Origin of the sequence: Nonomuraea jabiensis (assembly GCF_014204795.1) — a bacterium.
Taxonomy (GTDB): Bacteria; Actinomycetota; Actinomycetes; order Streptosporangiales; family Streptosporangiaceae; genus Nonomuraea; species Nonomuraea jabiensis.
This window is the reverse complement of sequence record NZ_JACHMB010000001.1, coordinates 3,492,822-3,519,724: the sequence shown is the minus strand read 5'-3', so window position 1 is coordinate 3,519,724 and position 26,903 is coordinate 3,492,822. Positions and strand designations below refer to the sequence as shown.

Below are 26,903 nucleotides of genomic sequence, written 5' to 3'. Positions count from 1 at the left end.
GCCGATCAGACGTCGGCGTAGCTGTGCAGGCCGCTGATGAAGACGTTGACACCGATCAGGTTGAACATCAGGCAGGCGAACGCCACCAGCTGCACGATCGTCGCGGCCCTGCCCCGCCAGCCGGCCGTCACCTTGGCGTGCAGGTAGGCGGCGTAGGCCACCCAGGTGATGAACGACCAGACCTCCTTGGGGTCCCAGCCCCAGTAGCGGCCCCACGCCCGGTCGGCCCAGAGCGCGCCCGCGATCACCGCGAACGTCCACAGCGGGAACGAGAACACGATCGCCCGGTGCGCCACCCGCTCCAGGTCGGCCCGCGAGGGCAGGCGCGACATGCCGTCGCCGCGCACCAGGTAGAGCACCCCGGCGACGCCGGCCAGCGTGAACAGGCCGCTGGCGATGATCGCGGCGGTGACGTGGATGGCGATCCAGTACGAGTCCAGCGCGGGCACGACCGGCCCGGCCGCCGTGTAGAAGAACTTGACCGCCAGGCCGAGCCCGAGGGCCGCCGTGACCATCACGAAGGCGCCGAGGAAGCGCACGTTGTAGCGGATCTGGGTGCCGAGGAACGCGGTCACGGCGGCGAAGCAGATGGCCACCACGAACTCGTACATGTTGCCCCACGGCCACCGGTCCACGGCCATGCCGCGGGTGGCGATGGCGGCGAGGTTGGCCGCCCAGCCGACCCAGGCGAGCACCAGGGCCACCTTGCCGGCCCTGGTCGCCCCGCCTGACGGCTCCTTGGCCTCGGCGGCGTCGGCGACCACGCCGTCGGCTGAAGGCCCCCCACCCGCTCCGACCGCGACCGGCTGTTTGACCTCGGACCGCTCGACGGCGGCCGCCTTGCCCGTCCGGGACCTGCCGAAGGCCAGCTCGATCGCGAACCCGAGCATGGCGAAGAAGTAGAGCAGAACGGCGGCGACGACGAAAAGGTCGCTCAGCTCCGCGAGTTGCTCAGCGGACATCCTTTTCTCCTGCGGATAGAAGCTTGACGATGTCGGCGAACTCCTCGGCGAAGCCCGCCGCGGAGCCCTCTGTACGGGTCAGGCCGCCCACCTCGACCACGCCGTTCCCGAGCCGCACGAACACCCTGCGGCGGCGGATCATCAGCGACAGCGCGATGGCGACGACGGCCGTGGCGGCGGCGATCAGCACGGGCATGCGCCCGGGGTCGTAGGCCGTCTGGAGCGTGATCCACTGCTTGACCCCGGTGAACTCCAGCTTGCCGGCCCCCTTGGGCAGGTCGATCGACTGGCCGACCGCGAGGGGCTTGGGCACGCTCTTGCCCATTATCAGCGGGGTGAGCTTCTTCATGAGGTCGGGCGGCGCGAGCTCGTACACCGACTGCGGCCGGCCGGAGCGCAGCCCCAGGTCGCCGCTGAAGGCCCCGACGAGCTGCACCTCGGGGTTGAGCTCGCCGGGGAAGGCCGAGGCGTACGTGCCGTCCGTGAGCGGCACGCTGGTGGGCAGGAACTGCAGCAGGAACCCCAGCTGCGACGGCTGCGCGTCGGGCACCTTGACCACGCATCCCGAGGTCATCGTGGCCTTGGCCTCGATGAGGCACGGCACCGGGCCCTCGAAGGCGACCTGCCCCTTGCCGTCGGTGACCCTGAAGACGGGGGCGTAGCCGTTGCCGATCAGGTACGTCTGCGTGCCGTTGATCTCCAGCGGGTCGTTGACCTTGAGGTCGTAGTCGCGGGCGGGCGACCCCGGCGAGTCGTTGACCTTCAGGCGGGCCGTGTAGTCGAGCGCCTGGCCCCGCTTCTCCCCCGTCACCTGGTAGGCGACCTTGAAGTCCTCCAGCTGGAAGGAGAACGGCTCCAGCGACTCGGCCGAGACCTGGCTGCCGGGGATGAACCGGTCGTAGGCGGCCACCGTGTTGGCGAACCCGTCGCCCTCGACGACCAGGACGTTGCCGCGGTAGCCGAACAGGGAGCCGAAGCCGACCGCGAGCAGGATGCCCATCAGTGCGACGTGGAAGAAGAGGTTTCCGGTCTCGCGCAGGTAGCCCTTCTCGGCCGACACCCACCCGTCGCCGGTCACGACGCGGAAGCGCAGCTTGCGCAGCCGCGCGGCGGCCCGGTCGACCTGCAGATCGCCCTCGAAAGAGGCGAAGTGCGGCAGGCGGGACAGGTTCTTCGGCGCGGCGGGCGGCTTGCGGCGCACCTCGCGCAGGTAGGTGGCGGTGCGCGGGATGATGCAGCCGATCAGCGAGGTGAACAGCAGCAGGTAGATCGCCGCGAACCAGACCGAGGTGAACACCTCGAAGAGCTGGAACCTGTCGTACCACTCGGCCAGCGTGGGGCTCTTGTCGTAGAGCTGCGCCACCTTGTCGGGGTCGACGCCGCGCTGCGGCACCAGAGAGCCCGGCACCGAGGCGAGCGCGAGCAGGAAGAGCAGGATCAGCGCCGTCTTCATCGAGGTGAGCGTGCGCCAGCCCCACCGCAGCCAGGCGACCAGCCCGAACCCCGCCTGCTGCGGCGCCCGCTCCTTCTCCAGCTCCTTGACGCTCATCAGATCACCGGTACGAATCCGCCGATGAGGCCCTGCATGGCAGCGATCATCTCTCCCCACAGCCCGGTCACGAGCAGCACCCCGACGGCCACCATCATGCCGCCGCCGATCCTGGTGATCAGGCGCGAGTGCTTGCGGATGGCCCGGAACGTGCGCAGGGCCCTGCTGTACGCGAGCGCCGCGCCCACGAACGGCAGCCCGAGGCCCAGCGCGTACGCGACGGCCAGGAGGGCGCCACGCGCGGCGCTGCCCTCGTTGAGCCCGAGCGCCAGCACGACGGCCAGCGTGGGCCCGATGCACGGCGTCCACCCCAGCCCGAACACCACGCCGAGCAGCGGCGCCCCGGCCAGCCCGGCGGCGGGCACCTTGTGGATGCGCACGTCGCGCATCAGCCCGGGGACGAGCCCCAGGAACGCGAGCCCGAGCAGGATGGTCAGCACCCCGAGCACGCGCGTGATGATCTCGATGTGGCCCAGCACGACCGCGCCGAGCCCGCCGAACAGCGCCCCGCTGAGCACGAACACCAGCCCGAACCCGGCCACGAACAGCACCGTCCCCAGCACGAGCCGCCCCCGCTTGGGGTCGGCGCTCATGCCGGTCACGTACGACAGGTAGCCGGGCACCAGCGGCAGCACGCACGGCGACAGGAACGACACGACCCCGGCCAGCACCGCGATCGGCACCGCGAGCAGCAGCGAGCCCGAGGCCACGACGTCACTCATCGCGCACCTTGGTCACGGTGTTGAGCAGGTCGGTGTACTTGACCGCGCCGAGCGCCCTGGCGGCGATCCTGCCCTGCTTGTCGATGATCAGGGTGGACGGGATGGCCGCCGGCGGCACCGTGCCCTGGAAGGCCAGCGCGACCTTGCCCGGCTGGTCGAAGATGTGCGGGTAGCCGGTCTTCTCGGTGCGTTCGAACGCCAGCGCGTCGGCCTGGCGGTCCTTGAAGTCGACGCCGATGAACTCCACGCCGCCGGCCTTGGTCTTGGCCGCGACCTCCTTGAGCACCGGCGCCTCCGCCCGGCACGGCCCGCACCACGACGCCCAGAAGTTGATCACCACGACCTTGCCCTTGTGCGCGGCCAGCGAGGCGGTGGCCCCGTCGAGGGTCGGCCCCTCGATCGCGGGCGCGGCCTTGCGCTCGCCCGCGTCGAACACCTGCATCTTCCCGTCGCCGGCGACGAAACGGGTGTCGCCGGCCTGCGGCTGGCCGCCCTGGTTGCCCGCGCAGCCCGCGACCAGCAGACCCAGGAGGACGAGAGAGATGGACTTGGCGCGCACGGAGGAAGATCTCCTTGTACTACAACCGGTAGAGCTTGCAACTCTACCGGCGAGCCCCCTCGCTCCGGACATCAGGCCCCGGGAACGGACGGACCGGTCTGAAGTGACCCCGCGGGCTCGCTGTAGCCGATGCTGACGAGGCGGTCGCCGTCGAAGGTGAGGGTGGTGAGGCTGGCCAGCGCGCACTGCCTGCGCCGCGGGTCGTGCCAGAGCCGGCGGCCCTCGGCGGCCGACCTGATCGTCCAGATGGGGAGCTGGTGGCTGACGAGCACCACCTCGTGCCCGCGTGCCGCCGCCCTGGCGTCGTCGATCACCGACTTCATGCGCCTGACGATCACCGGGTACGGCTCGCCCCAGGACGGGCGCAGCGGATTGTAGAAATAGCGGTAGTTGCGCGGGTTTCGCAGGATCGCCAGGCCCTGGCCGACCGGGCGGCCTTGGAGCAGGTTGCCCGCCTCGATCAGGCGCTCGTCCTGGACGATGTCGAGGCCGAGCTTGTCGGCGAGGGGCGCCGCGGTCTCCAGGGCGCGCTCGAGCGGGGAGCTGTAGATGGCGACGATGTCGCGGCCGCCCACGGCCTTGGCGACCGTCTCGGCCATGAGCTTTCCCGTCTCGGACAGGTGGTAGCCCGGGAGCCTGCCGTACAGGACGCCGGCGGGATTGTGCACCTCGCCGTGGCGCAGCAGGTGGACGACGGTGGTTTCAGCCATGGTGTGCCACAGCCTATCCGCTCCCCCTCCATGAGCAGCGTGAGCCCCGGCGGATCAGTTTACGGCCCAGGCGTTCTCCTGCTTCCTGCTCGCCTCGGCCAGCGCCTCCACCATGGCCCTGATCGCGGGACGGCGGGCCGCGTCCGTGCGCCACACGGCGTAGATGCGCCGCGTCTGGCGCGGCATGATCGGCACGAGCCGCACGCCGTCCGGCACGCAGTCGCGGCCGAGCCGCGGCACGATCGCGCACCCCAGCCCGCCCGCCACCAGCGCGAGCTGGGTCGGGTACTCGTCGGCCATGCACGCGATCACGGGCTCCACCGAGGCGTTGCGCAGCGTGAAGACGAGCCAGTCGTGGCAGACGGTGCCGGGGGACCCGCTGATCCAGTGGTCGTCGCGCAGCTGGGCGAGCTCCAGCTCCCTGTTGTGGGCCAGCGGGTGGTCGGCGGGCACCGCGATGTCGGCCACGTCGTCGAGCAGCGTGGCCCTGGACAGGCCCTCGGGCAGGGCCATGGGCCGGTTGAGCCAGTCCTGGATGACGCCCAGGTCGAGCTCGCCCCTGGACACCTCGCGCACCACCCGCTCCGGCTCGCGCTCGCTGAGCTGGACCCACAGGTCGGGGTGGCGCTCCCGGAGCGAGACGAGCGCACCGGGCATGAGGCCGCGCACGGCGGTGGGGAAGGCCGCGATGTTGAGCCGGCCGACGACCTCGCCGCGCAGCGCCTCGAAGTCCGCCTCGGCGGTCTCGACCAGGGCGAGGATGCGCTCGGCGTGCTCGGCCAGGAGGCCGGCCGCGTCCGTGAGTCGCACGCCGCGCCCGTTGCGCTCCATGAGCCTGGCGCCGGTCTCGCGCTCCAGCTTGGCGATCTGCTGGGAGACCGCGGAGGGCGTGACCATGAGGGCGTCGGCCGCCGCGCCGACCGACCCGTACACATGGACTGCGTGAAGGGCCTTGAGCCGGTTCAAGTCCAACATGTAAGTCATCCTAAATGGTTTAGCGTAGAAAGTCTCGCTTGTCGTTGAATGTGTAGCGGATGAAAATAGATGCATGAGAATCCTTAAGACGAAGAAGCAGCAGCCCAGCTCCGTTTCCTACCTCAAGGTCCTCGCCGAGCAGGCCCGCGAGCAGCGCATCCGCTACCAGAAGCCCGCTCGCTGACTGAGGCCCCGCCACCTCACCCTCGCCACCGCAGCCGCGGTCATGGTCGCGGCGTCCCCCGCCCCGCTGTCCGCCGGCCGCCGGGAAGTCCCGTGGCGCTGGGTCGCAGAGGTGGCGGAGCGGCTCACCGCCCGTCGCGTGCTCGGGCCGGGCGTCGCCTTCGGCGGCCTGGCCCTGATCGCGCTCGACTTCGAAGTGCCGGGCCCCCTCGCTCCCACCACCCCCTAGAGGACGGCGGCAGCCGCCTTCGCCGCCGCCGGCAGCGCCTCGGCCACGCGGCCCAGCGCCTCCTCGTCGTGGGAGGCCGACAGGAACCAGGCCTCGTACGCCGACGGCGGCAGATAGACGCCCTGGTCGAGCATCGCGTGGAAGAACGCGGTGAACGCGGCGGTGTCCTGCGTCTTGGCCTCGGCGAAGTTCGTCACCTCGGCGTCCGTGAAGAAGATCGAGAACAGGTTGCCCGCCCGCTGCAGCCGGTGCGGCACCCCGGCGGCCGACAGCGCCTCGGAGGCCGCGTCGCCGACGGCGAGGGCGGCGGCGTCCACCCGCTCGTAGGCCCCGGCGTCCAGGGCCCGCAGCGTGGCCAGGCCGGCCGCGCAGGCCAGCGGGTTGCCGGACAGCGTCCCCGCCTGATAGACGGGCCCCTCGGGCGCGAGCAGGGCCATCACCTCGGCCCGTCCCCCGAAGGCCGCGGCGGGCAGGCCGCCGCCCATGACCTTCCCGAACGTCATCAGGTCGGCCTCCACCGGCTGCAGGCCGTACCAGCCCGCGGGCGAGACGCGGAACCCGGTCAGCACCTCGTCGACGATGAGCAGCGCGCCGTGGGCCGTGCACAGCTCGCGCAGGCGCGCGTTGAACCCGTCCTTGGGCGGGACGATCCCCATGTTCGCCGGGCACGCCTCGGTGATCACGCACGCGATCTCGGCCTCCGCGAAGGCCGCCTCGACGGCCTCGATGGAGTTGTACGGCAGCACGATCGTGTCCGCCGCCGACGCCCCCGTCACGCCCGGCGTGTCGGGGAGCCCGAACGTCGCCACCCCGGACCCGGCCGCGGCCAGCAGCGCGTCGACGTGCCCGTGGTAGCACCCGGCGAACTTGATCACCTTCGACCGCCCGGTGAACCCCCTGGCCAGCCGCACCGCGCTCATCGTCGCCTCGGTGCCCGAGCTGACCAGCCGCACCTTCTCGACCGGCGCCACCCTGGCCACGATCTCCTCGGCCAGCTCCACCTCACCGGGGGTGGCGGTGCCGTAGGAGAACCCGTGAGCCACCGCCCCGGACACGGCCTCGACGACTGCGGGGTGCCGGTGCCCGAGGATCATGGGGCCCCAGGAGCACACGAGGTCGACGTACCGGTTGCCGTCGACGTCGGTGATGTAGGGGCCCTGGCCGGAGACCATGAAGCGCGGTGTCCCGCCGACGGCGCCGAACGCGCGCACCGGCGAGTTGACACCCCCGGGCACGATCTGGCGGGCGCGGGCGAACAGGTCCTCGGAGTTCTGTGTACGGCTCACCCGACCCAGGTTAGCCGGGACAGCCCCCGGCTCCCCGGCCGGGACTTATAGTGGTCATGTATGTAACCTTTAAGGGTTACCAACATCAGGAGGAAGCGTGTCAGTCACCCAGATCGACATTGATGACAACGCCCTCAAAGAGGCCATGCGCATGATGGGGACGACGACGAAGAAGGACACCGTCAACCTCGCCCTCCGGGAGTATGTCGCACGGGTCAAGCGGATCGAGGCGCTGGAGAGGCTCGCCGCCCGCGCCCAGCGTGGCGAGTTCGACGAGGCCGCGGCCGCTCACCAGGCGGCGAAGGCGGCCTGGAAACAGGCCATCACCTGATGTCCTATCTCATCGACACCTCGGCGCTGTGGTACATCCTGCGAAACGCAGATGTGCTCGAGAAGTGGGGTGACCGCATCACCACGCAGCCGCTGCGGATCTGCGAGCCGACCAGAACGGAGTTCCTCTACTCGGCCACCGGCCCTGCCCACAGGGACGAACTGGCGGAGGACCTCAACTCCCTCTGCGAGCTCGCGCCCGTCCCGAAATCCGCCTGGCGGTGGGTGGAGAACGCGCAGTACAAGCTGACACAGCACGGCCAACACCGCTCGGCGGGAGCAGTCGATCTGCTTGTGTGCGCCACCGCCGTGCACCACGGGCTCACGGTGCTGCACGTCGACGATGACTTCGCCACGGTAGCGAAGATCATGACAGAAGTGGACCAGCGCGACATCCGCCGGTTCTGACCTCAGTCGGCCAGCCACTCCAGGATGCGCAGCGGGTCGGGCAGCGGCTGGCCGTTCGGCGGCCGGAGCCAGGAGACGGGCTGCCCCGTGGGCAGGGCCGAAGGGGGCGCGAGGACGTAGCTGTCGCGGCAGTGCCACCGCAGCCCCGGCGTGTCGTCGATCGTGGCGGGGTCGCAGTCGAGCTGGCACGACCACCACTCGTCCTCGTCCTCCGGATTGCCCCGCGTGGCCACGTAGAACAAGACCCGGTCGCCGTTGGCGGCGACCGGGCCTGGGTGTGCTCCGGCGTTGTCGATCCGGGTGAGGGCCGACAGGCCGAGGGCGAGCGGTACGTCGAAGACGTCGAACACGCGTCCGGTGGGCAGGATCACGTTGGCCTCGGGCTCGGCCTGCCACCAGCGCGTCAGCAGCGCCGTGTCCGTCGTGGCCTGCAGGTGCCAGGCGGGCGAGAGCGGATGGGCACCCGGGTCGGGACAGCCGACGCGGTCACAGGAGCAGGCGCGCGGCCCGTGACGCAGCGGATAGGCGCCCGGCACGACGGGCCACCCCATGGCGGCGTATTCGAGCACGGTGCCGATGCGTGTCGGCCGTGACCGTTTTCTGGTACGCCGAGCCAGTGGTACCCCCACCATTGGTGTCTCCCGTCGAGTCCCCAGTGCCCGAAGAGGTCCCGGCTCCGGGCAGCCATACGCGCCACGCGGGACACACCAGCACTTGTTATCGCACTCTAACGCACACGTCACAGCAGTTGACGGGAAACCCCTTGGTTAGCCGCGATGGATCCGTAAACGAAGCGAGGACATCCATCGCGGCACGCGAGCGGAAGCTCACCGATCAGATGCGCCGCGCCACTTCCGTCGCCCAGTACGTGAGGATCAGGTCGGCCCCGGCACGCTTGATCGCGACCAGCGATTCGTTGATCATGCGGTCCCGGTCCACCCAGCCGTTGGCCGCGGCCGCCTCGATCATGGCGTACTCGCCGCTCACCTGGTACGCCGCCACCGGGACGTCCACCTCGTCACGCACGCGGGTGATGACGTCGAGATAGGCCAGCGCCGGCTTGACCATGACGGCGTCGGCGCCCTCGGCGAGGTCGAGCCGGACCTCGCGCAGCGCCTCCTCCACCAACCCGGCGGGGTCCTGCTGGTGGGTGCTGCGGTCGCCGAACTGCGGGGCGCACTCGGCGGCCTCGCGGAACGGCCCGAAGAAGGCGGAGGCGTACTTCACCGAATAAGCCAAGATCGGGATGTTTCCATAGCCGGCCCCGTCCAGGGCCGAGCGGATCGCCCCCACCTGGCCGTCCATCATCCCGCTCGGCGCCACCACCTGCGCCCCCGCGGCGGCCTGGGCCACCGCGATCGAGGCGTAGCGCTCCAGCGTGGCGTCGTTGTCCACGTCGCCGGACGGGGTGAGGATCCCGCAGTGCCCGTGGTCGGTGAACTCGTCGAGGCAGGTGTCGGCCATGACCACGACCGCGTCGCCGACCTCGGCGTTCACCTCACGCAGCGCCACCTGCAGGATCCCGTCGGGATCGTCGGCGGCCGAGCCCCGCGCGTCCTTCACCGCGGGGATCCCGAACAGGATGATCCCGCCGACGCCCGCCTCCGCCGCCTCGTGCGCGGCCTTGCGCAGCGAGTCGCGGGTGTGCTGGAAGACACCCGGCATGGAGGCCACGGGGTGCGGCTCGGTGATGCCCTCCTTGACGAACGCGGGCAGGATCAGGTCGGCGGCGTGCAACCTGGTGCCCGCCACCATCCGGCGCAGGGCGGGGCTGCGACGCAGCCGCCGCGGCCGGGCCACAGGATACTGCGCGGACATACGCCACTCCTCAATCGCGAGATCGCGAAGACTAAGACTTCACCTGGCTCTTCTCCTGGCGCCCCGGCGGTTCTGCGACGGCCGGCGCGGGGTGTCGCCCGCCGCCAGCGCCGCCTGGCGCTGCTTGGCCCCGTACTCGGCCACCGCGGCGGCCAGGGCGGAGGCCGACGGCTTGTCGGCCATCACGTCCACCCGGAGCCCGAACTCCTCGGCCGTCTTGGCCGTCTGCGGCCCGATGACCGCGATCACCGTGACGTTGTGCGGCTTGCCCGCGATGCCCACCAGGTTGCGCACGGTGGACGAGGACGTGAAGAGCACGGCGTCGAAGCCGCCGCCCTTGATCGCCTCGCGGATGGGCGCGGGCGGCGGCGCGGCCCGCACGGTGCGGTACGCGGTGACGTCGTCGCACTCCCAGCCCAGCTCGGTGAGCCCGGCCACCAGCGTGTCGGTGGAGATGTCGGCCCGCGGCAGCAGCACCCGGTTGATCGGGTCGAGCATCGAGTCGTAGGGCGGCCACTCGGCCACCAGCCCCTCGGAGGACTGCTCCCCCGACGGCAGCAGGTCGGGTTTGACCCCGAACTCGACCAGGGCCCGCGCGGTCGCGTCGCCCACGGCCGCCACCTTCAGCCCGGCGAAGGCCCGCGCGTCGAGGCCGTACTCCTCGAACTTCTCGCGCACCGCCTTGACCGCGTTGGCGCTGGTGAAGGCCACCCACTCGTAGCGGCCCGTGACGAGCCCCTTGATCGCGCGATCCATCTGCTGCGGCGTCCGGGGCGGCTCGACCGAGATGGTCGGCACCTCCTCGGGCACCGCGCCGTACGCGACGAGCTGCTCGGACAGGCTGCGCGACTGCTCCTTGGTGCGGGGCACCAGCACCCGCCAGCCGAACAGCGGCTTGGTCTCGAACCACGACAGCTTGTCACGCAGACCCACGGCCTCGCCGACCACCATGAGCGCCGGCTCGGTGAACCCGGCGTGCTTGAGGTCGGGCTGGAGCCGGCCGAGCGAGGACACGACGGTGTACTGCTCGGTGGTGGTGCCGCCGCTGCTGACCGCGACGGGCGTGGTGTCGGGCTTGCCGCCCGCGATGAGCGCCTTGCCGATGGCCACGGCGTCGCCGATGCCGTTGTAGATCACCAGGGTGCCGCGGCAGGCGGCGTGCACGGCCCAGTCCTGCTCCTGCGCGGCGTCCACGACGCGGAACTCGGGGACGCCGCTCGCGGCCGGGATGCCCGCATAGGTGAGCACGGCGGTCGCGGGCGGCACGCCGGGAACGATCTCGAAGTCCACCTCCGCCGCGGCGCAGGCCGCGACCTCCTCGGTGATCGAGGAGAACAGCATCGGGTCGCCCTCGCACAGGCGCACGACGAGCTGCCCGTGCTTGGCCCGCTTGATCAGGTCGTCCTCGACGACCTCGACGCCTTCGCGGCAGTGGCGCAGCAGCGGGCGGTGTGATTCGTCGCCGAGCACCACGGCGTCGGCCTTGCCGAGCAGCTCGGCGGCTCGGAGCGTGAGCAGGTTGGGATCGCCGGGTCCCGCGCCCACGAACGCGACGAATCCGGAGGTTGGACTATCGGAGCTCAATGGGAATGCTCCCCCATCAATCTGTCGGCTCCTTCGGCGATCATCTCGGTCGCCAGGCGGCGGCCCAGGTTCGCGGCCTCCGAAGGAGATCCGGCGGTGGACTTGCGGACCGCCTCGCGGCCGTCGATGGCGACGACCACGGCGGTCAGGTTCAGAGTGTGCCCGTCATCGACCGCGAAAGCACCCACCGGAGCGGCGCAACCAGCCTCGAGAGCCGCCAGTACGGCTCGCTCGGCGGCCACCGCGGAGCGCGTGCGCGGGTCGTCGAGAACGCTCAGGAACTCGATGAGGTCGGCCCTGTCGGACCTGCACTCCACGGCCAGCGCACCCTGACCGGGAGCCGGCAGCAACTCCTCCACCTCGAAGATCTGTGCGATTTCGGCGTCACGGCCGATCCTGGTCAGGCCGGCCGAGGCCAGCACGACCGCGTCGAGCTCACCTGAGGTTACCTTGCCGATACGCGTGTCGGCGTTGCCGCGGATCGGGACGTACTCCAGGTCGGGCCGCAGCGCGCTCAGCATGGCGATCCGGCGCGGCGATCCGGTGCCGACCCGGGCGCCGGGCGGCAGGTCGGCGAACTTGTGCGGGCCGACCAGCGCGTCGCGGTGGTCGTGCCGGGCCGGGATCGCCGCCAGCGTGAAGCGCGGGTCCTGCTTGGTCGGCAGGTCCTTCAGCGAATGGACGGCGAAGTCGACCTCGTCCTCCATGAGCTTGTCGCGCAGCGCGCTGACGAACACGCCCGTGCCGCCGAGCTGCGCGAGGTGGGCCTTGGTCACGTCGCCGAACGTCGTGACGCCCACCAGTTCGACCGCGCGCCCCGTGAGCCGCGTGTAGTCGTCGGCCACCATCTGGGACTGCGTGGTGGCCATCAGGCTCCGGCGCGTCCCCAGCCGCAGAGCCGCCCACATCACAGCTCCACCTCCCTCACGGCCTCGGGCATCTTCGGATCGAGATTGAACAGCTCACGCAGCGCTTCCGCATAATGATCGCCGCCTGGGCAGGTGGCGAGTTGCTTGACACGCACGGTGGGCTCGTGGAGCAGCTTGTCGACGACCCGCTGCACGGTCATGGCGACCTCGTCGCGCGCCTTCTCGTCGAGGTCGGGCACCCGCATGAGCAGGCGGCCGAGCTCCGACTCGACCACGCTCGCCGCCTTGCTGCGCAGCGCCACCACGGTCGGGGTGACCCTGGCGGCCCGCTCCGCGTCGAGGTAGGCGCGCAGCTCCTCGGCCACGAGCGCGCGGACGGACTCGACGGCGTCGCCGCCGCGGGAGCCGATCCCGGACTCCTGGATGGTCTCCAGATCCACCAGCGTAATGCCGGGCACGGCCCGGACGCCCGGGTCGATGTCGTGCGGCAGCGCCAGGTCCAGCAGGAACGCGGGCCGGCTCAGCATGCCGGGCGTGATGACGTGCCGCCCGGCGCCCGTGCAGGTGATGACGATGTCGGCCCCGGCCAGCTCGTCGGCCACGGCGGCGAAGCCCACCGCCCGGCCGCCGACGGACTCGGCCAGCCGCGCGCCGCGCTCGTACGTACGGTTGGCCACCACGATGTCGGTGACCCCGGCGCGCGCCAGCGTGACGGCGGCCAGCGAGCTCATGGAGCCCGCCCCGACCACCAGCGCCCGCCGCCCGGCCAGGTCGCCCGCCAGGGCCAGGCCGGCGGAGACGAGGGAGGCGCCCGCCTTGTCGATGCCGGTCTCGTGGTGCGCCCGCTTGCCGACCCGCAGCGCCTGCTGGACCAGCTCGTTGAGGGTGGCGCCGACGGTGCCGTGGCGCTGCGCCAGCTTGAGCGCCTGGCGGACCTGGCCGAGGATCTGGCCCTCGCCCACGACCATGGAGTCGAGCCCGCACACCATGGAGAACAGGTGCTCGACGGCCCGCTCCTCGTAGTGCACGTACAGGTGCGGCGTCAGCTCCTCGACCGGGACGCCCGAGTGGACGCCGAGCAGGCCGGTGACGGCGGTGACGGCGGCGTGGAAGCGGTCGACCGTGACGTAGACCTCGACCCTGTTGCAGGTCGAGACCACCATGGCCTCCGCGACGCAGGGATCCTGCTGCACGTCGTAGAGGAGTTTGGCGAGCGCGTCACCCGTGACCGAGACGCGCTCCAAAAGCGCCACCGGAGCGGTCCGGTGGCTGAGTCCGATAGCCAGAACACTCATTGACTGTCCACCGCCATGAGTGGCCCCCCAGCCTTGCGTTGCTCGTGGAACGCGAGAATCTGCAGTTCGATAGATAGGTCGACTTTACGGACATCGACGCCGTCCGGGACGGAAAGCACAACTGGGGCGAAGTTCAGGATGCTGGTCACGCCCACGGAAATCACACGATCGCACACTTCCTGCGCCGCTGCCGCCGGTGTCGCCAGTACCACGATCGAGACTCCACGCCGCTTGATGACGGCTTCCAGTTCGTCGATGTGCTCAACATTCAACCCCGCGATGGTGTCGCCCACGACTTCGGGGTCGGCGTCCACGAGTGCCGCGACCCGGAAGCCCCTGGAGACGAAGCCGCCGTAGTTGGCCAGCGCGCGGCCGAGGTTACCGACTCCGACGATCGCGACCGCCCAGTCCTGCGTCAGGCCGAGCTCGCGGGAGATCTGGTAGACGAGGTACTCGACGTCATAGCCTACGCCGCGCGTGCCGTACGAGCCGAGGTGTGACAGATCCTTGCGGAGCTTGGCCGAGTTGACGCCGGCGGCGACGGCCAGGTCCTCTGAGCTGACGGTCGCGATGCCCCGCTCGGCCATCCCGTGCAGCGCCCGGAGGTACAACGGAAGCCTGGCGACCGTCGCCTCGGGTATGCCGCGGTCACGGGGCTGGGACGGGCTCTTCACGTGCCGGAGCTCCAGGGGACGGGCGGTGTGGGGACCGCGTGAACGGAATCGAACCGTCTTTCAGGTTAATCCCTTTGTGAACCGATGCACAAAGTCGCGGCGGTAGCGTGTGCCTATGCATCGCATCACGTTGCTCGGGAAGCCCGGCTGTCACCTTTGTGAGGACGCGCGAGAGATCATCGCCAAGGTGGCGGGCGAGCTGGGGGTGCCGTGGGAGGAGATCAGTATCGAGTCCTCCGAGGAGCTTCAGGAGAAGTACTGGGAGATGATCCCGGTCACGCTGATCGACGGTGTGCAGCACGACTTCTGGCGGGTCGACGAGACCCGGCTGCGGGCGGCCCTCAGAACATAGCCGTCGGGAGCGGCACCACCTTCGCGGCGTTGACGTTGAGCTCGATGACGTTGGTGGCCAGCACCATCGCCTGCCGCTCGTTGAGGAACCTCTCGACATGGGGCTGGCGCTGGTGGTCGCGGTAGGCGACCTCGTCGCGGTAGAGCTCGTAGACGATGCGCTGCAGGGGGGCCGACTTGACCGCGTGGCAGGCGTACACGAGCGTGTCGGGCTCGCCGCGGCGCACGGCCTCGACGGTCGCCTCGGCCAGCCGGTCGAACGCCTCCCCGGCCCCGTCCATGATCGTGAAGACGGTGAGCAGGCCGTAGATCGTCGGTGAGAGCTTGCCGGAACCGGGTTGCTGTTGCGGGGCGGGTGAGAACAGCTCGGCGCCCGGGTAGACCGCGCCGGTCCCCGGCATCGCGAAGTCGGGGCGCTGGGGCGGCGCCTGCGGGGCGGGCGGCGCGCCGTTCATGATGTAGCCGGTCGAGGGCCCCGAGTCGGGCGGCGGCGCCATGCGCGCGGCGTAGTCGACCCCCTGGTCGCCCGCGCGGTATTCGGCCACCAGATCGCCCAGGCCCGACGACCTGCGCGCCGGGGAGGGCGGGAGCCCGGGACCGCCGGGAACGGGCTCAGGCATGCCCCTGGGGCCGTGCGGGGGCTGCACGGGCGCCTCTTCGGGGAACATGGGGCGCTCGTCGTGGTGCCGCGCGCGCTCCTCGCGGCGCTGAGAGCGATCGTCGCGGCGCGAAGGGCGCTCGTCGCGGTCGGAGTCGAAGTCGTCCTCGTCGTCGTCCTCGTACGGCGCCAGGGGCCGCAGCACGGTGTACCAGACGGCCGCGGCGGCCACGGCGAGCAGCGCCGTGGTGAACAGCGCCGGCACCGTGAACCTCATCGCGCCCACCAGCGCCATCCCCGAGGGGACGATGACCGCCGACGCGTGCAGGTTGTCGGTGTCGTACTCGTCGCCCTGGCGCCACTTGACCCCCGCCACGACGAGCATGCCGAGCATGATCAGGACGTCGACGACGTGCACGCCGAGCAGCAGCTTGTCGGGGATGATCGCCCAGAAGTTGGCGGCGACCGGCAGCGACTTGCCCAGCTCCTCGCTCTTGAGCGGGTCGAAGACGAGGATGGCCACCGACACGATCGTCAGGGCGATGCCGCCCAGCCAGGCGAGGAACCTCGGCGGCACCTTCTCCGCCAGCAGCTGGACCATGCCGACGGCCAGCCAGAGCGGCGCCAGCAGCGATCCGGTGATCTGGTAGATCCGGAACGTGACCGAGCCGAACCCGAAGACGTATCCGATGCCGATCACGGCCAGTGACAGGCAAAGAGACACGACTGCAACGGTCCAGGCGATCAACCACCCCTCAGGCTCGTCGCGAAGTCGTTGAATCAGGGCGCCCACCGCGATCGCGGCCAGGAGCGCACCGGCGAAAGCTATGACAGCAACGAGGATCTCCATGGTGACTCCAATGCTGCCGGACAATGCCTCCAAGCCGGTAGCCGAAGAGGGAACGGGGTCGGGAGACACGGTATCTGCCGATTACGCCTAGTCATGCCAGCAAGCTGTGGATTGTGGAATTTCCGGTTGATTTCTAGAGTGTTCGAGCACGCCGCACCCCTTACCCCTAGGGATACCGGATGCCTGACTCGTCACCGTTCGCCGGGCTGCTTGCACCAGCGGTCGCTGTGCCTGCCCGGACGGGCGAGCCCGCCGTGCGCGAAGAAGTGCCCGACGACATCCGCACGCTGGTGCTGCATGCCAAAAGTGGCTGCACCGATTCCTTTGGCACGCTCTACGACCGGTATGTGGACCTCGTCTACCGCTACATCTACTTCCGCGTGGGGTCACACCAATTAGCCGAGGACCTCACCAGCGAGACCTTCCTGCGCGCGCTGCGCAGGATCGGCGACTTCACGTGGCAGGGGCGCGACTTCGGCGCCTGGCTCGTGACCATCGCCAGGAACCTGGTCACCGACCACTTCAAGTCCGGTCGCTACCGGCTGGAGATCCCGACGGGCGAGATCATCGACGTACCCCTCGACGGCTCGCACATCCCTGAGAACGCCGTGGTCAACGCCATCATCAACGACAGGGTGCTGCGTGCCGTCCGAGATCTCAATCCCGAGCAGCAGGAGTGTGTGGTCCTGCGCTTCCTGCACGGCCTCTCGCTCGCGGAAACCGCGCTGATCATGGGGAAGAAGAGTGGAGCGATCAAAGCGCTGCAGTTCCGCGCCGTCCGGGCGCTGGCCAGGGCACTTAAGCACGATCTGGCGTAACTTCCCCCATCCGCACCTCGTTGTTCAGATGTCACTGCCGGATCAGTCAGGGAGCTGTCATGGGTAGGGCGCGCAGGGAGCGGGAGCTCGTGCTCGAGCACCTCGCGGAGCTGCGCAGCCTGCCGCTGGGGGGCATGCCCGAGCCCGCCTTCCGCGAGCGCCTGCGCGCGGAGCTCCTGTCCGGCGCGCTCATGGACGCGTCCCAGCCGGACACGCCCGCCCGCCGCCGTCCGGCGCGCCGGCGGCCGCTGCTGTCGCAGCTGGCCACGCTGGGGCTGGCGGCGGCCATGATGATCTCCTCCTTCGCCACGTACCAGTCGGTGCCGGGGGACTCCCTGTACCCGCTCAAGCGCGCCGCGGAGAGCACGCTCGTCCGTCTCAGCACCGACGACGCCGAACGCGGCGAACGCGAGCTCGACTCGGCCAAGACCCGGGCCAAGGAGGTCGCCACCCTGCTCGGCTCGGCCGAGGGCGGCACGCTGGTCGGCAAGACGCTGAAGGACATGGAGGAGTCGACGCGCTCGGGCATCAGCAGGCTGGAGCGGGCCGAGCCGCGCTCCCCTAAGATCAAGACCTTCGCCCGCGACCAGAAGAAGGTGGTCGGGCCGATACTCACCCAGCTCGACGACCCACAACTTGCCCAGGCGGAGGGATACCTTGACTACATCGAGGGTCTGGTCGCGCCTGACTAGGAAAGTAAGCTGAGCGCCATGTGGCGGCTAATTCGACGACGACACGAGGTGGCGCCCGAGGCCGCCGGCGAGGCCGCGGCGCAGGCGGCGGCCACCGTCGCCCCGGTCGAGCCGGACCTGCAGGCGGCGGCGTTCTTCGACGTGGACAACACGATGATGCGCGGGGCCTCGATCTACCACTTCGCCAGGGGGCTGGCGACGCGGGGCATGTTCACGACGTCCGACCTGATGAAGTTCGCGATCGGGCAGGCCGTGTTCAGGCTGCGCGGCAACGAGAACCCCGAGCACATCGCGGTCGCCAGGGAGACGGCGCTGGCGTTCGTGGCGGGGGCCAAGGTCGACGACGTCGTACGCCTCGGCGAGGACATCTACGACGAGGTCATGGCCGACCGCATCTGGGGCGGCACCCGTTCCCTCGCCCAGAGCCACCTGGACGCCGGCCAGCGCGTCTGGCTCGTCACCGCCACCCCCGTGGAGCTGGCCCGCGTGATCGCGCAGCGGCTCGGCCTGACCGGCGCCCTCGGCACGGTCGCGGAGACCCGCGACGGGATCTACACCGGACGCCTGGTGGGCGACCTCCTGCACGGCCCCGCCAAGGCGGAGGCGGTGCGGGCCCTGGCCCGCCGCGAGGGGCTCGACCTGACCCGCTGCACGGCCTACAGCGACTCGGCCAACGACCTGCCCATGCTGTCGCTGGTGGGCTCGGCGGTGGCCATCAACCCGGACAGCGAGCTGCGGGAGCACGCCAGGAAGCACGACTGGCCCATCAAGGACTTCCGCACCGGCCGCAAGGCCACCCTGACGGCCCTGCCCATCGCGGCCGGCGTGGGCGCCATAGCCGGCGGCATCGCCGCCGGCATCGCGCTGCGCCGCCACTATCGCAACTCGATCTAGCCGTTACGGCGAGTCCTCACCCTCCGAGGCGCTTGAAGAGCTGGGCCGCGTCCGGTTGTCTCCACTGCAGGCGGTTCCTGTCCTCCGGGTACGGCATCCACGGGACCGTCGTGAAGTGCAGCTTGGTGCCGGACAGCTCGGTGGCCAGCTCGTACATCGAGTCCAGGTTCAGGTCGGTCTTGACCGACTTGCGCACCTCCTCCAGGAACGGCTTGAGCCGCTCGGGCGAGGACAGCCCCGACCGGGCCTTCTTCAGCATCGCCAGCACGAGGGTCTGCTGCCGCTTCATCCGCTGGACGTCCGACCCGTCGCCGTAGTGCCGCAGCCGCACGTAGCCCAGCGCGGCCTCCCCGTTCAGCAGCTGCTTGCCGGCCGGCAGCTTGAGCTTGGCCGCCTTGTCGTCCACGGCCTTGGGCAGCGTGACCTCGACGCCCCCCAGCGCGTCCACCATGCCCTTGAAGCCCGTGAAGTCCACCTCCACCGAGTGCTGGATCCGCAGCCCGGTCAGGGACTCCAGGGTGCGCTTGAGACAGCCCACCCCGCCGGTGTTGTACGCGGAGTTGATCATGTCGAACCGCGCGGGCGACGAGCCGCAGCGGGAGATCTGGACCATCGAGTCGCGCGGCACGCTGACGACGGTGGCGCGGCCGCGGTCGGCCGGGATGTTGACGATCATGATGGTGTCGGACCGCTTGCCGGCGTTCTGCCTGGCCAGCGCGGGGCCGTACGTGGCGTTGCCGTCGCCCTCGCGCGTGTCGGAGCCGATCACCAGCACGTTCCGCGTGCCGCTCATGTCCACGGCCTGCGAGCCGGCGGGCGGCGCGGCCGTGGGGCGGCCGCTGACGAGCACCGCGGGCACGGCGACGGCGCCGGCCGTGGCCACCGCGACCAGCCCCGCCGTCCACCAGCCGGCCCACCGGCGGCGGGGACGGGCGCGCAGCAGGCGTTCGCGCTGGCGGGCGAGCGTCGCGGGCGGCTCGTGCCCGATCTCCTCCCCGAGGTCCCGGAGCAGCTTCAGGTCGTCCATCGTCACTCCTCCTCCATGGGGTTGGTGTCGCCGAGTGCGGCCCGCACCTTCCGCCTGCCCCTGTTGAGGCGGGAGCGCACGGTCCCGATGGGGATGCCGAGCGCCCGCCCGACCTCCTCGTACGTGAGATCGCCCCAGGCGATGAGCAGCAGCACGTCCCGGTCCTTGGCGGGCAGCGCCGCGAGGGCCCCGGCCAGCTCGGCACGGACGGCCTGGGCGGTGACCCCGGCGGCCACCCGGTCCGCGGGCGACTCCACGTCGGAATCGACAGGGGCGCGCAGGAGGGCCCGGTAGCGGGCCGCCTCCTTGCGGTGGTGCCGGGAGATGAGCTTGGTGAGGATGCCGAAGAGCCACGGCCGGGCGTCCGGGTAGGCCAGGTCGTAGCTCTTCCTGCGCGAGAAGGCGACCAGGAACGTCTCGCCGACGAGGTCCTCGGCCGGCTCGGGGCCGAGGCGTTTGGAGACGTACCGGTAGAGCATCGCGGAGTAGCGGTCGAAGAGCTCGGCGAACGCCTCGGGTTCGGTCCACGAGGCGCTCACCAGCTCCGCATCCGCACCCCTGGTGGCGGGTTGCGTGATCATCTCCGCCCTTCGGTGGGGGATCGGTCACGGATGTCTCGCCACAACCCACTCAAAGGGTTCATATTTCTTTGAGCTGACCGCCGTCGATCACGAACTCGGCGCCGGTGGTGCTGCCGGACCGCGGGGACGCGAGCAGGGCGACCGCGTCGGCGATCTCCTGCGGGTGGATGAGCCGCCCCGTGACCAGCTTCATCATGGCAGGCGCGACCTCGGCGATCACGCTCTCCTTGTCGGAGCCCGCCATGCCCGCGAAGACCTCGGCCGCGCCGCCCTCCTTGGTCCACCAGTCCGTCAGCACCGCGCCGGGCATCACCGTGTTGACCCTGACGCCCTGGGGCCCGTACTCCTCCGAGAGGGCCTTGGTGAGCTGGTTGACGGCCGCCTTGGCGGCGCCGTAGTCGACGTTGACGGGGCCGGCCTGCCTGCTCATGGTGGAGGAGACGTTGACGATCGAGCCGCCGCCCCGCTCCAGCATGACGGGCAGGACCGACCGGATCATGCGGACGACCGAGAACAGGTTGAACTCGAACATGGCCGCCCAGTCCTCGTCGGAGGGCGTCAGGAACCCGGCACGCGGCAGCGTCACCCCGGGCGGCGGGCCGCCCGCGTTGTTGACCAGGATGTCCACCCCGCCGAACTCCTCCACGGCCCGCGCCACGACCCGCGCGGGCGCCTCGGGGTCCATCAGGTCGGCGGCCACGTGCACGACCTTGTCGGGCAGCGCGTCGGTACGGGTCCGCGAGGCCGCCACGACGTGGGCGCCCTCCTCGGCCAGGGTGGTGGCCACGGCCAGTCCGATGCCCTTGGACGCGCCGGTGACGACGGCGACGCGGCCGGAAAGCTGAAGATCCATGGGATTCCTCACGATGTTCGGCGAACTTGTCGCCCGTTGAACACCGGAGGCGCCCCGCAGGTTTCACACGAAGGGCGGGAAGGCGTGCCCTCGGCGCAGCCGCAGCTCGTGGAGCATCTGCTGGATGACCTCGCGTACGTGGTCGGTGAGGTTGAAGACCAGCATCGGGTCGTCGGCCGCGGACGGCTCGTACTCGTCGGTGCGGATCGGCTCGCCGAACTCGATCATCCACTTGGACGGCAGCGGCACCAGCCCGAGCGGCCCGAGCAGCGGGAAGAACGGCGTGATCGGCAGATAGGGCAGCCCGAGCATCCTGGCCAGGAACTTCAGATCGCCGATCTTGGGATAGATCTCCTCGGCCCCGACGATCGCGGTGGGCACGATCGGCACCCCCGCGCGGATGGCCGAGGCCACGAAGCCGCCGCGGCCGAACCGCTGCAGCCTGTAGCGGTCGCCGAACGACTTGCCGACGCCCTTGAAGCCCTCGGGAAACACCCCGACCAGCTCGCCCTTGCGCAGCAGCCGGTCGGCGTCCTCGGGGCAGGCCAGCGTGTGGCCGGTCTTGCGGGCCAGGTGGCTGAGCACCGGGAGCTGGTAGACCAGGTCGGCGCCGAGCAGCCGCAGCGGCCGGCCGGCCTCGTCGTGCAGGGCCACCTGCAGCATCAGCGCGTCGACCGGCAGCGTGCCCGAGTGGTTGGCGACGACCAGCGCCCCGCCCTCGTCGGGGATGTTCTTCAGCTGGACCGTCTCCACCCTGAACCAGTCGGTGTAGAGCGGCCTGATCAGCTCCAGGACCACCTTGTCGGTCAGCTCGGCGTCGTAGCCGAACTCGTCGACCTCGTAGTCGCCTTCGACGCGCCTGCGCAGGAAGGCCAGCAGCCTGGCCACCCGATCGGGCTCCGCGAACGACGGCGCCGCGCTGATCGGGATCACCACGGCGTCCTCATGCTCCTGGGGAACGCTCAACTCCGCACACCTCCGAGCGAGTGCAGGCCGTGCGAGCGCAGGAAGTCGTCGAACGCCGCCCCGGTCGTGAACTTGGGCTTCCAGCCGAGCGCCGCCTCCAGCGCGGAGGTGTCGACCGCGCGGCCATGGCACATCAGCCTGACCTGCTCGGGCGAGTATTCGACCAGCCCGATCCTGCGTACGGCGTTGCCCAGCACCTTGAACGCGGGCGAGGGCAGCGGCATCGAAGGCCGGCCCGCCCGCCTGGCGCACTGCGACAGCAGCAGCACGCCCGCCCCGGCCACGTTGAACGTGCCGGGGTGGTCTTCGGTCGCCATCCGGCGCAACACCTCGACCGCGTCGTCCTCGTGGATGAACTGCAGTCGCGGGTCGAAGCCGAACACGGTCGGCAGCACCGGCTGGGTGAAGTAACGAGTCAGCGGCGAGTCGACGCCGGGACCCATGAAGTTGGCGAAGCGCAGCATCGACACCGTCACGTCGGGACGGCGCCGGGCGAAGCCCCGGACGTAGCCCTCGACCTCGACCGCGTCCTTGGCGTAGCCGTGGGTGGGGCCGTCGTGGGGCTCCAGGTCCTCGGTGAACACCGCGGGATCCCGCGGTGACGAGCCGTAGACGGCGGTGGTGGAGCGGACCACCACGCGCCGCACGGTCGCCGACCGCTGGCAGGCACCGAGCAGTTGCATGGTGCCGATCACGTTGTGCTCTTTCATGGCGACCCTGCCACCGCTCCTTGACGGAGCGCTGACCAGGCTCATGTGCACAACGGTGTCGATGTCGGCAGCCGCGATCACCTGAGCGATGTCAGGGCTGCGCAAATCCACCCGGACGAACTCAGTCCGGCCGAGAGAGATGCCGCCGTCCCGCGTAAGCCAGGGGGGCGGCACGGTGTCAACTCCAATGACGCGGCTGATGTCCGGGTCGGACGAGAGAACGCTCGCCACCCGGGCGCCGATGTGGCGCGAGACCCCGGTGACCAGCACGGTGTGGGTCATCAGCGCCTCGCAGCTGCGTAAGTTACTTCTTGTTACGCCGCTGGATGCGCGTCTTCTTGAGCAGCTTGCGGTGCTTCTTCTTAGCCATCCGCTTGCGGCGCTTCTTGATCACAGAGCCCACGGGACCCCCAGGTACTGATAGCAAGTCTGACCGGAGTGCGAGCGCACACCGGCTCACAGACTACCGGCGATCGACGGTGGATCGCCCCACCGGGGGGTGAGAGCCCGGTCGCGCCTTCCGGCGGCCGGGCCCCGCCCGGGACAGCTTTCACGACATTCACGACATGACGGGTCACATCGCTACTTCAGCCTGCCTCGATGTAGGCCTCCCGCAGATAGTCGTGTACCGCCTGCTCAGGCACCCTGAACGAGCGGCCGACACGGATGGCCGGCAACTCGCCAGAGTGGACGAGCCGGTACACCGTCATCTTGGACACCCTCATGACCGTCGCCACTTCCGCGACGGTCAGGAACTTCACCTCGCTGAGAGGTCTTTCGCCTGCACCCATCGGACGCCTCTTCCGCACGTGTTTCCGGGTTATCCCCACTGGTGCCATTGCTCACGCACGTGTACTGCCGTCAGCGTAAGTCGGGACTCCGGGTGCGCAAACCCCCTAGTTTCTCAGTCGCCGGAGCCGCCTGTCAGCCGAACCAGCGAAATCGCTGGTGAGCAGCCGGGCAGAGCACCTCACCTGGACGTTGGAACTGTCCAAGTTGCCACACATAAGAGTCGCCGGAGCCCCATCAAAAGTTGGCAAAGGGACAGCGAGCCTCTTGGAATGCAGGCGCGAAAAGACGGTATCGGGAGGACCGAATTCGACTCAAAGGGCTCGTGAGACCTGAGTGACGATCCGCTCCGTCAGCGGAGCGTAAAAGCGCGGTAGCACATTGTCATCGAGCGGCACGACCACGTCAATCTTCCCTTCGGCCTCGCCGAGGAAGAGCCCGGGGTCGTTGCTGTCGGCGAACGCCACTGTGTGCGCACCGGCCTCTCCCGCCGCTCCCGCCCAGCCGTGGTCGGCGATCACGAGGTCCGGAAGCTCCCCGCCGAGCTCGTCGATCATGTGGCACATGGGCGTGGCGTCGTGGGTGTGCACGAACGCGCCCCGGTCGTCGAGCATGGCGACGTCCTGCAAGTAACGGATCTTCCGCCGACGCCCGAAATTGGCCCCGGAGTACGACCATCCCTCGCCCGGCGCGAGCAGCTCGGCCCCGCGCTCGGCGCAGAGCCGCGCCAGCGGCAGGTGCACGGCGAGCAGCCCGGTGGGGTGCCCGGTGGCGAGCAGGACGCGCGGGTTCTCGCGCGACAGCACGGCGGCGATGGACTCGGCCATGTCGTCGAGCGCGTCGATCGTCAGGTCGGGGTCGATGGTGTCCTGGCCCCAGCGGTGGTCGGGGTCGGGGACCACGCCGGCCGACTTGGCCATCAGCGCCAGGATGTCGCGGTACGACCACGGCTGGTCGAAGGTCAGGCCCAGCTTGTAGTGCGGATCGCCGTTGGCGAGCGAACTGTAGTGGTCGAGGTTGTTCTCTCGGGGGGTCGCGACGTCGCCGGCTATTCGAGTCCGGACAAGGTGCTCTCGTAGTTGGTCGCGGCTAAGCACAGCACTTTCCTCGTTAGGGCATTGGATCGAGGCCGTGCAGGGGGAACACCGCATGGCGGGTCGCCATGACAGCACGGTCAATGGGGTCCGCTGGGTCATAACCACCAGAGATGTCACAAAATTCCGGATTGCGACCGTCCGTCATCGTGAGCGGCGGCGTCTCGCCCGTCCGTTCCCTGACGAACTGGCGCCAGCTCTGGCTCGTCGGCGTGGCCGGATCGATCGGGTGACCCGCCAGCTCGGCGATGAGATGGGTCCACGCCCGCGGCACCACCTGCACCAGCTCGTAACCGCCGCCGCCGGTGGCGATCCACCGGCCGCCGGCGGTCTCGTGGGCCAGGCGGTGCAGGGCGGCGTACGCGGCCCGCTGGCCGTCGACGCTGAGCATCAGGTTGGCCAGGGGGTCGAGCGCGTGGCTGTCGCAGCCGTGCTGGGTGACCAGGATCTCCGGCCTGAACTCGTGCAGCAGCGGCGGCACGACCGCGTGGAAGGCCCGCAGCCACCCCGAGTCGCCGGTCCCCGCCGGGAGCGCGACGTTGACGGCCGTGCCCTCCGCCCCGGTCTCCTCCGGGAAGCCGGTGCCCGGGAACAGCGTGCGCGGGCTCTCGTGCAGGCTGATCGTCAGGACCCTGGGGTCGTCGAAGAAGGCCGCCTGGACACCGTCGCCGTGGTGGACGTCCACGTCCACGTACGCGATGCGGCCGGCCCCCTGCCTGAGCAGCCAGGCGATGGCCAGCGCGGGATCGTTGTAGACGCAGAAGCCGCTGGCCGTGGCCGCCATCGCGTGGTGCAGGCCGCCCGCGACGTTGACCGCGTGCTCGGCCGTCCCCTCCCAGACCGAGCGGGCGGCGGCCAGCGACGCGCCGGCGATCAGCGCGGAGGCCTCGTGCACGCCCTGGAATGCGGGGTTGTCCGACGTGCCGAGCCCGGCGCCGAGGTCGGGATGCCCCGAGGCCGACACGCGCTTGACGGCCTCCACGTAGCCGGGGTCGTGGACCATGGCCAGCTCGGCGTCCGTCGCGGGCGCGCAGCCGGCGACCTCCACCTTGTCGAGCACGCCGAGCGCGCGGGCGAGCGCCATGGTCAGCTCCACGCGCACGGGGGCGAGCGGATGGCTCGGGCCGAAGTTGTAGGAGGTGAGAGCGTCGTCCCAGATCACCCGCGCCGACCGGCTCATCCGTATCCTCTTCGCGTTCATGGCCTCCACTGCGTGGAGGCGGGCTCGGTCGCCGGGGAGCCGTCGCCTTCCCTCGTCGCTCTGGTCGCTGCGCTCCCGCCACTCCTCAGTCCAGGCGACGGCGCTCCCTCGCGCGCTTGGGGCCGACGTTACCCCAGGGCAGACGCGACGTTGTAGTCCAGGGCCAACCGGCCGATCTAGAAATTTCGTGATTAGGGTCGTAGCGTGCGGCGAACCTTCCTCAAGATCGTGCGCTACTTCAGACGTCCCAGGGTCTTCGACACGGCTCTGGTGGCCGTGCTCTCGCTTCCCGGCCTGATCGCGCTGCTCTTCATGCTTCCCCGGGGCGACCTGGAATCCGTCCGTGGCGCGGTGTTCTACCTGGCGGGCATGCCGTTCCTGCTCATGCGCCGCCGCAGGCCGCTCGTCACCGTCGCGCTGGTGACCGTGGTGGACGTCGCGAGCATCGCCTCCGCGACGGCGGTGAACACCGGCGTGGCCGCGTCCGTCGCGCTCTACAGCGTGGGCCGCTACACCGCGGGCCGCACCACCGCGATCACGACGGTGGCGGTGTTCGCCGGGTACTCGGCGGCGGCGGAAGTGCTCAGGCAGTTCACCGGCGGCTGGGTGGTCTCCCTGTTCTCCGTCGGCGTGCCCGTGGGGATCGGGCTGATCGTCCGGCTCAGGACCGAGCTCGCCGAGCGCGGCCGCCGGGAGGCCGCCGACGCGGCCGTGCGCGCCGAGCGGCGGCGCATCGCCAGGGAGCTGCACGACGTGGTCGCCCACCACATCACCGTCATCAACGCCCTGGTCGGCGGCGCGCGGGCGACGCTCCCGCCCGAGCAGGAGGTCACCAGGAACGCCCTGGAGAGCGCCGAGCAGACCGCCCGGCAGGCGATGTCGGAGATGCGCCGGCTGCTGGACGTGCTCAGGGCCGACGGCAGCGAGGGCCCGGACGCCGCGACGGGGGTGGGGGCGGACCGGCTACCCTCGTTGATCAAGGAGGCGAAGTCGGCGGGGCTGCCCGCCAGCCTGATCGTGACGGGCGAGCCCGTCGCCCTGCCCGCGACCGTCGACCACGCCGTCTACCGGATCGTGCAGGAGGCGCTGACCAACACCCGCAAGCACGCGACCAGCGCCAGGGCGAGCGTGCGGCTGGCGTACGAGCCCCAGGCCGTGGAGGTCGAGGTGGTGGACGACGGGCTGGCGGCGAGCGGCGGCGCGCCGGGGTTCGGGCTCGGCGGCATGGCCGAGCGGGTGGCGTTATGCGGCGGCCAGCTGTCGACCGGGCCCCGCCCAGAAGGAGGCTTCCGCGTGCACGCCCGCATCCCCCTGGAGACACCGTGA

Annotated in this window: 31 protein-coding genes; 8 read left to right on the top strand and 23 right to left on the bottom strand. The window is 70.4% G+C overall.

The window, feature by feature from the left end:
- Positions 1–5 precede the first annotated feature (5 nt).
- The 6 genes from ccsB to HD596_RS15830 form a co-directional block, all read right to left on the bottom strand.
- Positions 6–962, bottom strand: coding sequence for a c-type cytochrome biogenesis protein CcsB (ccsB, locus tag HD596_RS15855; protein WP_185069978.1), 957 nt, complete (start codon positions 960–962; stop codon positions 6–8).
- Positions 952–2,511, bottom strand: coding sequence for a cytochrome c biogenesis protein ResB (resB, locus tag HD596_RS15850; protein ID WP_185069977.1), 1,560 nt, complete (start codon positions 2,509–2,511; stop codon positions 952–954). Before resB ends, ccsB begins: the two co-directional genes overlap by 11 nt.
- The gene (locus HD596_RS15845) at positions 2,511–3,233 is read right to left on the bottom strand and encodes a cytochrome c biogenesis CcdA family protein (protein ID WP_185069976.1); all 723 of its coding nucleotides are present in this window, start codon (positions 3,231–3,233) and stop codon (positions 2,511–2,513) included. The genes resB and HD596_RS15845 overlap by 1 nt, the downstream gene beginning before the upstream one ends.
- Complete coding sequence (locus HD596_RS15840; RefSeq protein ID WP_313044198.1) at positions 3,226–3,792, bottom strand: TlpA family protein disulfide reductase; 567 nt, start codon at positions 3,790–3,792, stop codon at positions 3,226–3,228. The genes HD596_RS15845 and HD596_RS15840 overlap by 8 nt, the downstream gene beginning before the upstream one ends.
- A 71-nt stretch (positions 3,793–3,863) precedes the next feature.
- Positions 3,864–4,502, bottom strand: coding sequence for a histidine phosphatase family protein (locus HD596_RS15835; protein WP_185069974.1), 639 nt, complete (start codon positions 4,500–4,502; stop codon positions 3,864–3,866).
- A gap of 54 nt (positions 4,503–4,556) precedes the next feature.
- Complete coding sequence (locus HD596_RS15830; RefSeq protein ID WP_185069973.1) at positions 4,557–5,477, bottom strand: LysR family transcriptional regulator; 921 nt, start codon at positions 5,475–5,477, stop codon at positions 4,557–4,559.
- A 226-nt stretch (positions 5,478–5,703) separates the two neighbouring features.
- Between HD596_RS15830 and HD596_RS15825 the strand changes: the two genes are divergently transcribed.
- On the top strand, positions 5,704–5,889 hold the full coding sequence (locus HD596_RS15825; protein ID WP_185069972.1) for a hypothetical protein: 186 nt from the start codon (positions 5,704–5,706) through the stop codon (positions 5,887–5,889).
- Here HD596_RS15825 and hemL read toward each other — a convergent pair.
- On the bottom strand, positions 5,886–7,175 hold the full coding sequence (hemL, locus tag HD596_RS15820; RefSeq protein WP_185069971.1) for a glutamate-1-semialdehyde 2,1-aminomutase: 1,290 nt from the start codon (positions 7,173–7,175) through the stop codon (positions 5,886–5,888). The two genes, HD596_RS15825 and hemL, sit on opposite strands and share 4 nt — an antisense overlap.
- Positions 7,176–7,272: 97 nt before the next feature.
- Here hemL and HD596_RS15815 point away from each other — a divergent pair, with 97 nt between their 5' ends.
- Both HD596_RS15815 and HD596_RS15810 read left to right on the top strand, forming a co-directional pair.
- Positions 7,273–7,506, top strand: coding sequence for a type II toxin-antitoxin system VapB family antitoxin (locus HD596_RS15815; protein ID WP_185069970.1), 234 nt, complete (start codon positions 7,273–7,275; stop codon positions 7,504–7,506).
- Positions 7,506–7,913, top strand: coding sequence for a PIN domain nuclease (locus HD596_RS15810; protein ID WP_221519346.1), 408 nt, complete (start codon positions 7,506–7,508; stop codon positions 7,911–7,913). Before HD596_RS15815 ends, HD596_RS15810 begins: the two co-directional genes overlap by 1 nt.
- 2 nt (positions 7,914–7,915) lie before the next feature.
- Here HD596_RS15810 and HD596_RS15805 read toward each other — a convergent pair whose 3' ends face one another.
- The 6 genes from HD596_RS15805 to HD596_RS15780 form a co-directional block, all read right to left on the bottom strand.
- A complete protein-coding gene (locus HD596_RS15805; protein ID WP_185069969.1) occupies positions 7,916–8,545 on the bottom strand; it encodes a bifunctional DNA primase/polymerase in 630 nt (209 codons plus the stop codon).
- A gap of 202 nt (positions 8,546–8,747) precedes the next feature.
- Positions 8,748–9,731: a porphobilinogen synthase gene (gene hemB, locus HD596_RS15800; protein ID WP_185069968.1), complete on the bottom strand. Its 984-nt coding sequence runs from the start codon at positions 9,729–9,731 to the stop codon at positions 8,748–8,750.
- A gap of 39 nt (positions 9,732–9,770) precedes the next feature.
- Positions 9,771–11,315 (bottom strand): bifunctional uroporphyrinogen-III C-methyltransferase/uroporphyrinogen-III synthase, encoded by a 1,545-nt coding sequence (locus HD596_RS15795; protein WP_221519345.1) that lies wholly within the window; start codon positions 11,313–11,315, stop codon positions 9,771–9,773.
- Entirely contained in the window at positions 11,312–12,223 is a 912-nt protein-coding gene (hemC, locus tag HD596_RS15790; RefSeq protein ID WP_185069967.1) for a hydroxymethylbilane synthase, read from the bottom strand. The genes HD596_RS15795 and hemC overlap by 4 nt, the downstream gene beginning before the upstream one ends.
- Entirely contained in the window at positions 12,223–13,479 is a 1,257-nt protein-coding gene (locus HD596_RS15785) for a glutamyl-tRNA reductase (protein WP_185069966.1), read from the bottom strand. The genes hemC and HD596_RS15785 overlap by 1 nt, the downstream gene beginning before the upstream one ends.
- Positions 13,476–14,153: a redox-sensing transcriptional repressor Rex gene (locus HD596_RS15780; protein WP_185069965.1), complete on the bottom strand. Its 678-nt coding sequence runs from the start codon at positions 14,151–14,153 to the stop codon at positions 13,476–13,478. Before HD596_RS15780 ends, HD596_RS15785 begins: the two co-directional genes overlap by 4 nt.
- A 115-nt stretch (positions 14,154–14,268) precedes the next feature.
- Between HD596_RS15780 and HD596_RS15775 the strand changes: the two genes are divergently transcribed.
- On the top strand, positions 14,269–14,505 hold the full coding sequence (locus tag HD596_RS15775; protein WP_185069964.1) for a glutaredoxin family protein: 237 nt from the start codon (positions 14,269–14,271) through the stop codon (positions 14,503–14,505).
- Here the strand turns inward: HD596_RS15775 and HD596_RS64775 are convergent.
- Positions 14,495–15,826, bottom strand: a complete 1,332-nt coding sequence (locus tag HD596_RS64775) for a putative quinol monooxygenase (RefSeq protein WP_185069963.1) — start codon at positions 15,824–15,826, stop codon at positions 14,495–14,497. The genes HD596_RS15775 and HD596_RS64775 overlap by 11 nt on opposite strands.
- Before the next feature lie 305 nt (positions 15,827–16,131).
- On the opposite strand from HD596_RS64775, the gene HD596_RS15765 reads away from it, so the two are divergent.
- Genes HD596_RS15765 through HD596_RS15755 form a run of 3 tightly spaced genes read left to right on the top strand, consistent with a single transcriptional unit; the run spans position 16,132 to position 18,356 of the window.
- A complete protein-coding gene (locus HD596_RS15765; protein ID WP_185069962.1) occupies positions 16,132–16,770 on the top strand; it encodes a sigma-70 family RNA polymerase sigma factor in 639 nt (212 codons plus the stop codon).
- A 59-nt stretch (positions 16,771–16,829) separates the two neighbouring features.
- Positions 16,830–17,462 carry a DUF5667 domain-containing protein gene (locus HD596_RS15760; RefSeq protein ID WP_185069961.1) on the top strand — a complete coding sequence of 211 codons (633 nt, stop codon included), beginning with the start codon at positions 16,830–16,832 and terminating at the stop codon, positions 17,460–17,462.
- Between the two features lie 18 nt (positions 17,463–17,480).
- Positions 17,481–18,356: an HAD family hydrolase gene (locus tag HD596_RS15755; protein ID WP_185069960.1), complete on the top strand. Its 876-nt coding sequence runs from the start codon at positions 17,481–17,483 to the stop codon at positions 18,354–18,356.
- Between the two features lie 16 nt (positions 18,357–18,372).
- Here HD596_RS15755 and HD596_RS15750 read toward each other — a convergent pair whose 3' ends face one another.
- The 9 genes from HD596_RS15750 to HD596_RS15710 all read right to left on the bottom strand — a co-directional run bounded on the left by HD596_RS15750 (position 18,373) and on the right by HD596_RS15710 (position 25,556).
- Positions 18,373–19,383, bottom strand: a complete 1,011-nt coding sequence (locus tag HD596_RS15750) for an LCP family protein (RefSeq protein ID WP_185069959.1) — start codon at positions 19,381–19,383, stop codon at positions 18,373–18,375.
- 2 nt (positions 19,384–19,385) lie between these two features.
- Entirely contained in the window at positions 19,386–19,964 is a 579-nt protein-coding gene (locus HD596_RS15745; protein ID WP_185069958.1) for an RNA polymerase sigma factor, read from the bottom strand.
- Positions 19,965–20,022: 58 nt separating this feature from the next.
- Complete coding sequence (locus HD596_RS15740) at positions 20,023–20,817, bottom strand: SDR family NAD(P)-dependent oxidoreductase (protein ID WP_185069957.1); 795 nt, start codon at positions 20,815–20,817, stop codon at positions 20,023–20,025.
- Between the two features lie 63 nt (positions 20,818–20,880).
- Positions 20,881–21,783, bottom strand: a complete 903-nt coding sequence (locus HD596_RS15735; protein WP_221519344.1) for a lysophospholipid acyltransferase family protein — start codon at positions 21,781–21,783, stop codon at positions 20,881–20,883.
- The gene (locus HD596_RS15730; RefSeq protein ID WP_185069956.1) at positions 21,780–22,775 is read right to left on the bottom strand and encodes an NAD-dependent epimerase/dehydratase family protein; all 996 of its coding nucleotides are present in this window, start codon (positions 22,773–22,775) and stop codon (positions 21,780–21,782) included. The genes HD596_RS15735 and HD596_RS15730 overlap by 4 nt, the downstream gene beginning before the upstream one ends.
- A 22-nt stretch (positions 22,776–22,797) precedes the next feature.
- A complete protein-coding gene (locus tag HD596_RS15725; RefSeq protein ID WP_018654693.1) occupies positions 22,798–22,896 on the bottom strand; it encodes a 30S ribosomal protein bS22 in 99 nt (32 codons plus the stop codon).
- Positions 22,897–23,080: 184 nt separating this feature from the next.
- On the bottom strand, positions 23,081–23,284 hold the full coding sequence (locus tag HD596_RS15720) for a helix-turn-helix domain-containing protein (protein ID WP_026214222.1): 204 nt from the start codon (positions 23,282–23,284) through the stop codon (positions 23,081–23,083).
- A 312-nt stretch (positions 23,285–23,596) separates the two neighbouring features.
- Positions 23,597–24,379 (bottom strand): phosphatase, encoded by a 783-nt coding sequence (locus HD596_RS15715; protein ID WP_313044190.1) that lies wholly within the window; start codon positions 24,377–24,379, stop codon positions 23,597–23,599.
- A 13-nt stretch (positions 24,380–24,392) separates the two neighbouring features.
- Positions 24,393–25,556: an acetoin utilization protein AcuC gene (locus HD596_RS15710; RefSeq protein WP_185069954.1), complete on the bottom strand. Its 1,164-nt coding sequence runs from the start codon at positions 25,554–25,556 to the stop codon at positions 24,393–24,395.
- A 225-nt stretch (positions 25,557–25,781) separates the two neighbouring features.
- Here HD596_RS15710 and HD596_RS15705 point away from each other — a divergent pair, with 225 nt between their 5' ends.
- The gene (locus HD596_RS15705) at positions 25,782–26,903 is read left to right on the top strand and encodes a sensor histidine kinase (protein WP_185069953.1); all 1,122 of its coding nucleotides are present in this window, start codon (positions 25,782–25,784) and stop codon (positions 26,901–26,903) included.

Bases quoted from the DNA above. Each gene is read 5' to 3' on its own strand.
- HD596_RS15810 (WP_221519346.1), top strand. From the start codon at position 7,506: ATGTCCTATCTCATCGACACCTCGGCGCTGTGGTACATCCTGCGAAAC.
- HD596_RS15805 (WP_185069969.1), bottom strand. From the start codon at position 8,545: ATGGTGGGGGTACCACTGGCTCGGCGTACCAGAAAACGGTCACGGCCG.
- HD596_RS15745 (WP_185069958.1), bottom strand. From the start codon at position 19,964: ATGATCACGCAACCCGCCACCAGGGGTGCGGATGCGGAGCTGGTGAGC.
- ccsB (WP_185069978.1), bottom strand. From the start codon at position 962: ATGTCCGCTGAGCAACTCGCGGAGCTGAGCGACCTTTTCGTCGTCGCC.
- HD596_RS15750 (WP_185069959.1), bottom strand. From the start codon at position 19,383: ATGGACGACCTGAAGCTGCTCCGGGACCTCGGGGAGGAGATCGGGCAC.
- HD596_RS15720 (WP_026214222.1), bottom strand. From the start codon at position 23,284: ATGGGTGCAGGCGAAAGACCTCTCAGCGAGGTGAAGTTCCTGACCGTC.
- HD596_RS15710 (WP_185069954.1), bottom strand. From the start codon at position 25,556: ATGAGCCGGTCGGCGCGGGTGATCTGGGACGACGCTCTCACCTCCTAC.
- HD596_RS15760 (WP_185069961.1), top strand. From the start codon at position 16,830: ATGGGTAGGGCGCGCAGGGAGCGGGAGCTCGTGCTCGAGCACCTCGCG.
- hemB (WP_185069968.1), bottom strand. From the start codon at position 9,731: ATGTCCGCGCAGTATCCTGTGGCCCGGCCGCGGCGGCTGCGTCGCAGC.
- resB (WP_185069977.1), bottom strand. From the start codon at position 2,511: ATGAGCGTCAAGGAGCTGGAGAAGGAGCGGGCGCCGCAGCAGGCGGGG.
- HD596_RS15730 (WP_185069956.1), bottom strand. From the start codon at position 22,775: ATGACCCACACCGTGCTGGTCACCGGGGTCTCGCGCCACATCGGCGCC.
- HD596_RS15740 (WP_185069957.1), bottom strand. From the start codon at position 20,817: ATGGATCTTCAGCTTTCCGGCCGCGTCGCCGTCGTCACCGGCGCGTCC.
- HD596_RS15785 (WP_185069966.1), bottom strand. From the start codon at position 13,479: ATGAGTGTTCTGGCTATCGGACTCAGCCACCGGACCGCTCCGGTGGCG.
- HD596_RS15765 (WP_185069962.1), top strand. From the start codon at position 16,132: ATGCCTGACTCGTCACCGTTCGCCGGGCTGCTTGCACCAGCGGTCGCT.
- HD596_RS15845 (WP_185069976.1), bottom strand. From the start codon at position 3,233: ATGAGTGACGTCGTGGCCTCGGGCTCGCTGCTGCTCGCGGTGCCGATC.
- HD596_RS15835 (WP_185069974.1), bottom strand. From the start codon at position 4,502: ATGGCTGAAACCACCGTCGTCCACCTGCTGCGCCACGGCGAGGTGCAC.
- hemC (WP_185069967.1), bottom strand. From the start codon at position 12,223: ATGTGGGCGGCTCTGCGGCTGGGGACGCGCCGGAGCCTGATGGCCACC.
- HD596_RS15755 (WP_185069960.1), top strand. From the start codon at position 17,481: ATGTGGCGGCTAATTCGACGACGACACGAGGTGGCGCCCGAGGCCGCC.
- HD596_RS15775 (WP_185069964.1), top strand. From the start codon at position 14,269: ATGCATCGCATCACGTTGCTCGGGAAGCCCGGCTGTCACCTTTGTGAG.
- HD596_RS15825 (WP_185069972.1), top strand. From the start codon at position 5,704: ATGGTCGCGGCGTCCCCCGCCCCGCTGTCCGCCGGCCGCCGGGAAGTC.
- HD596_RS15830 (WP_185069973.1), bottom strand. From the start codon at position 5,477: ATGTTGGACTTGAACCGGCTCAAGGCCCTTCACGCAGTCCATGTGTAC.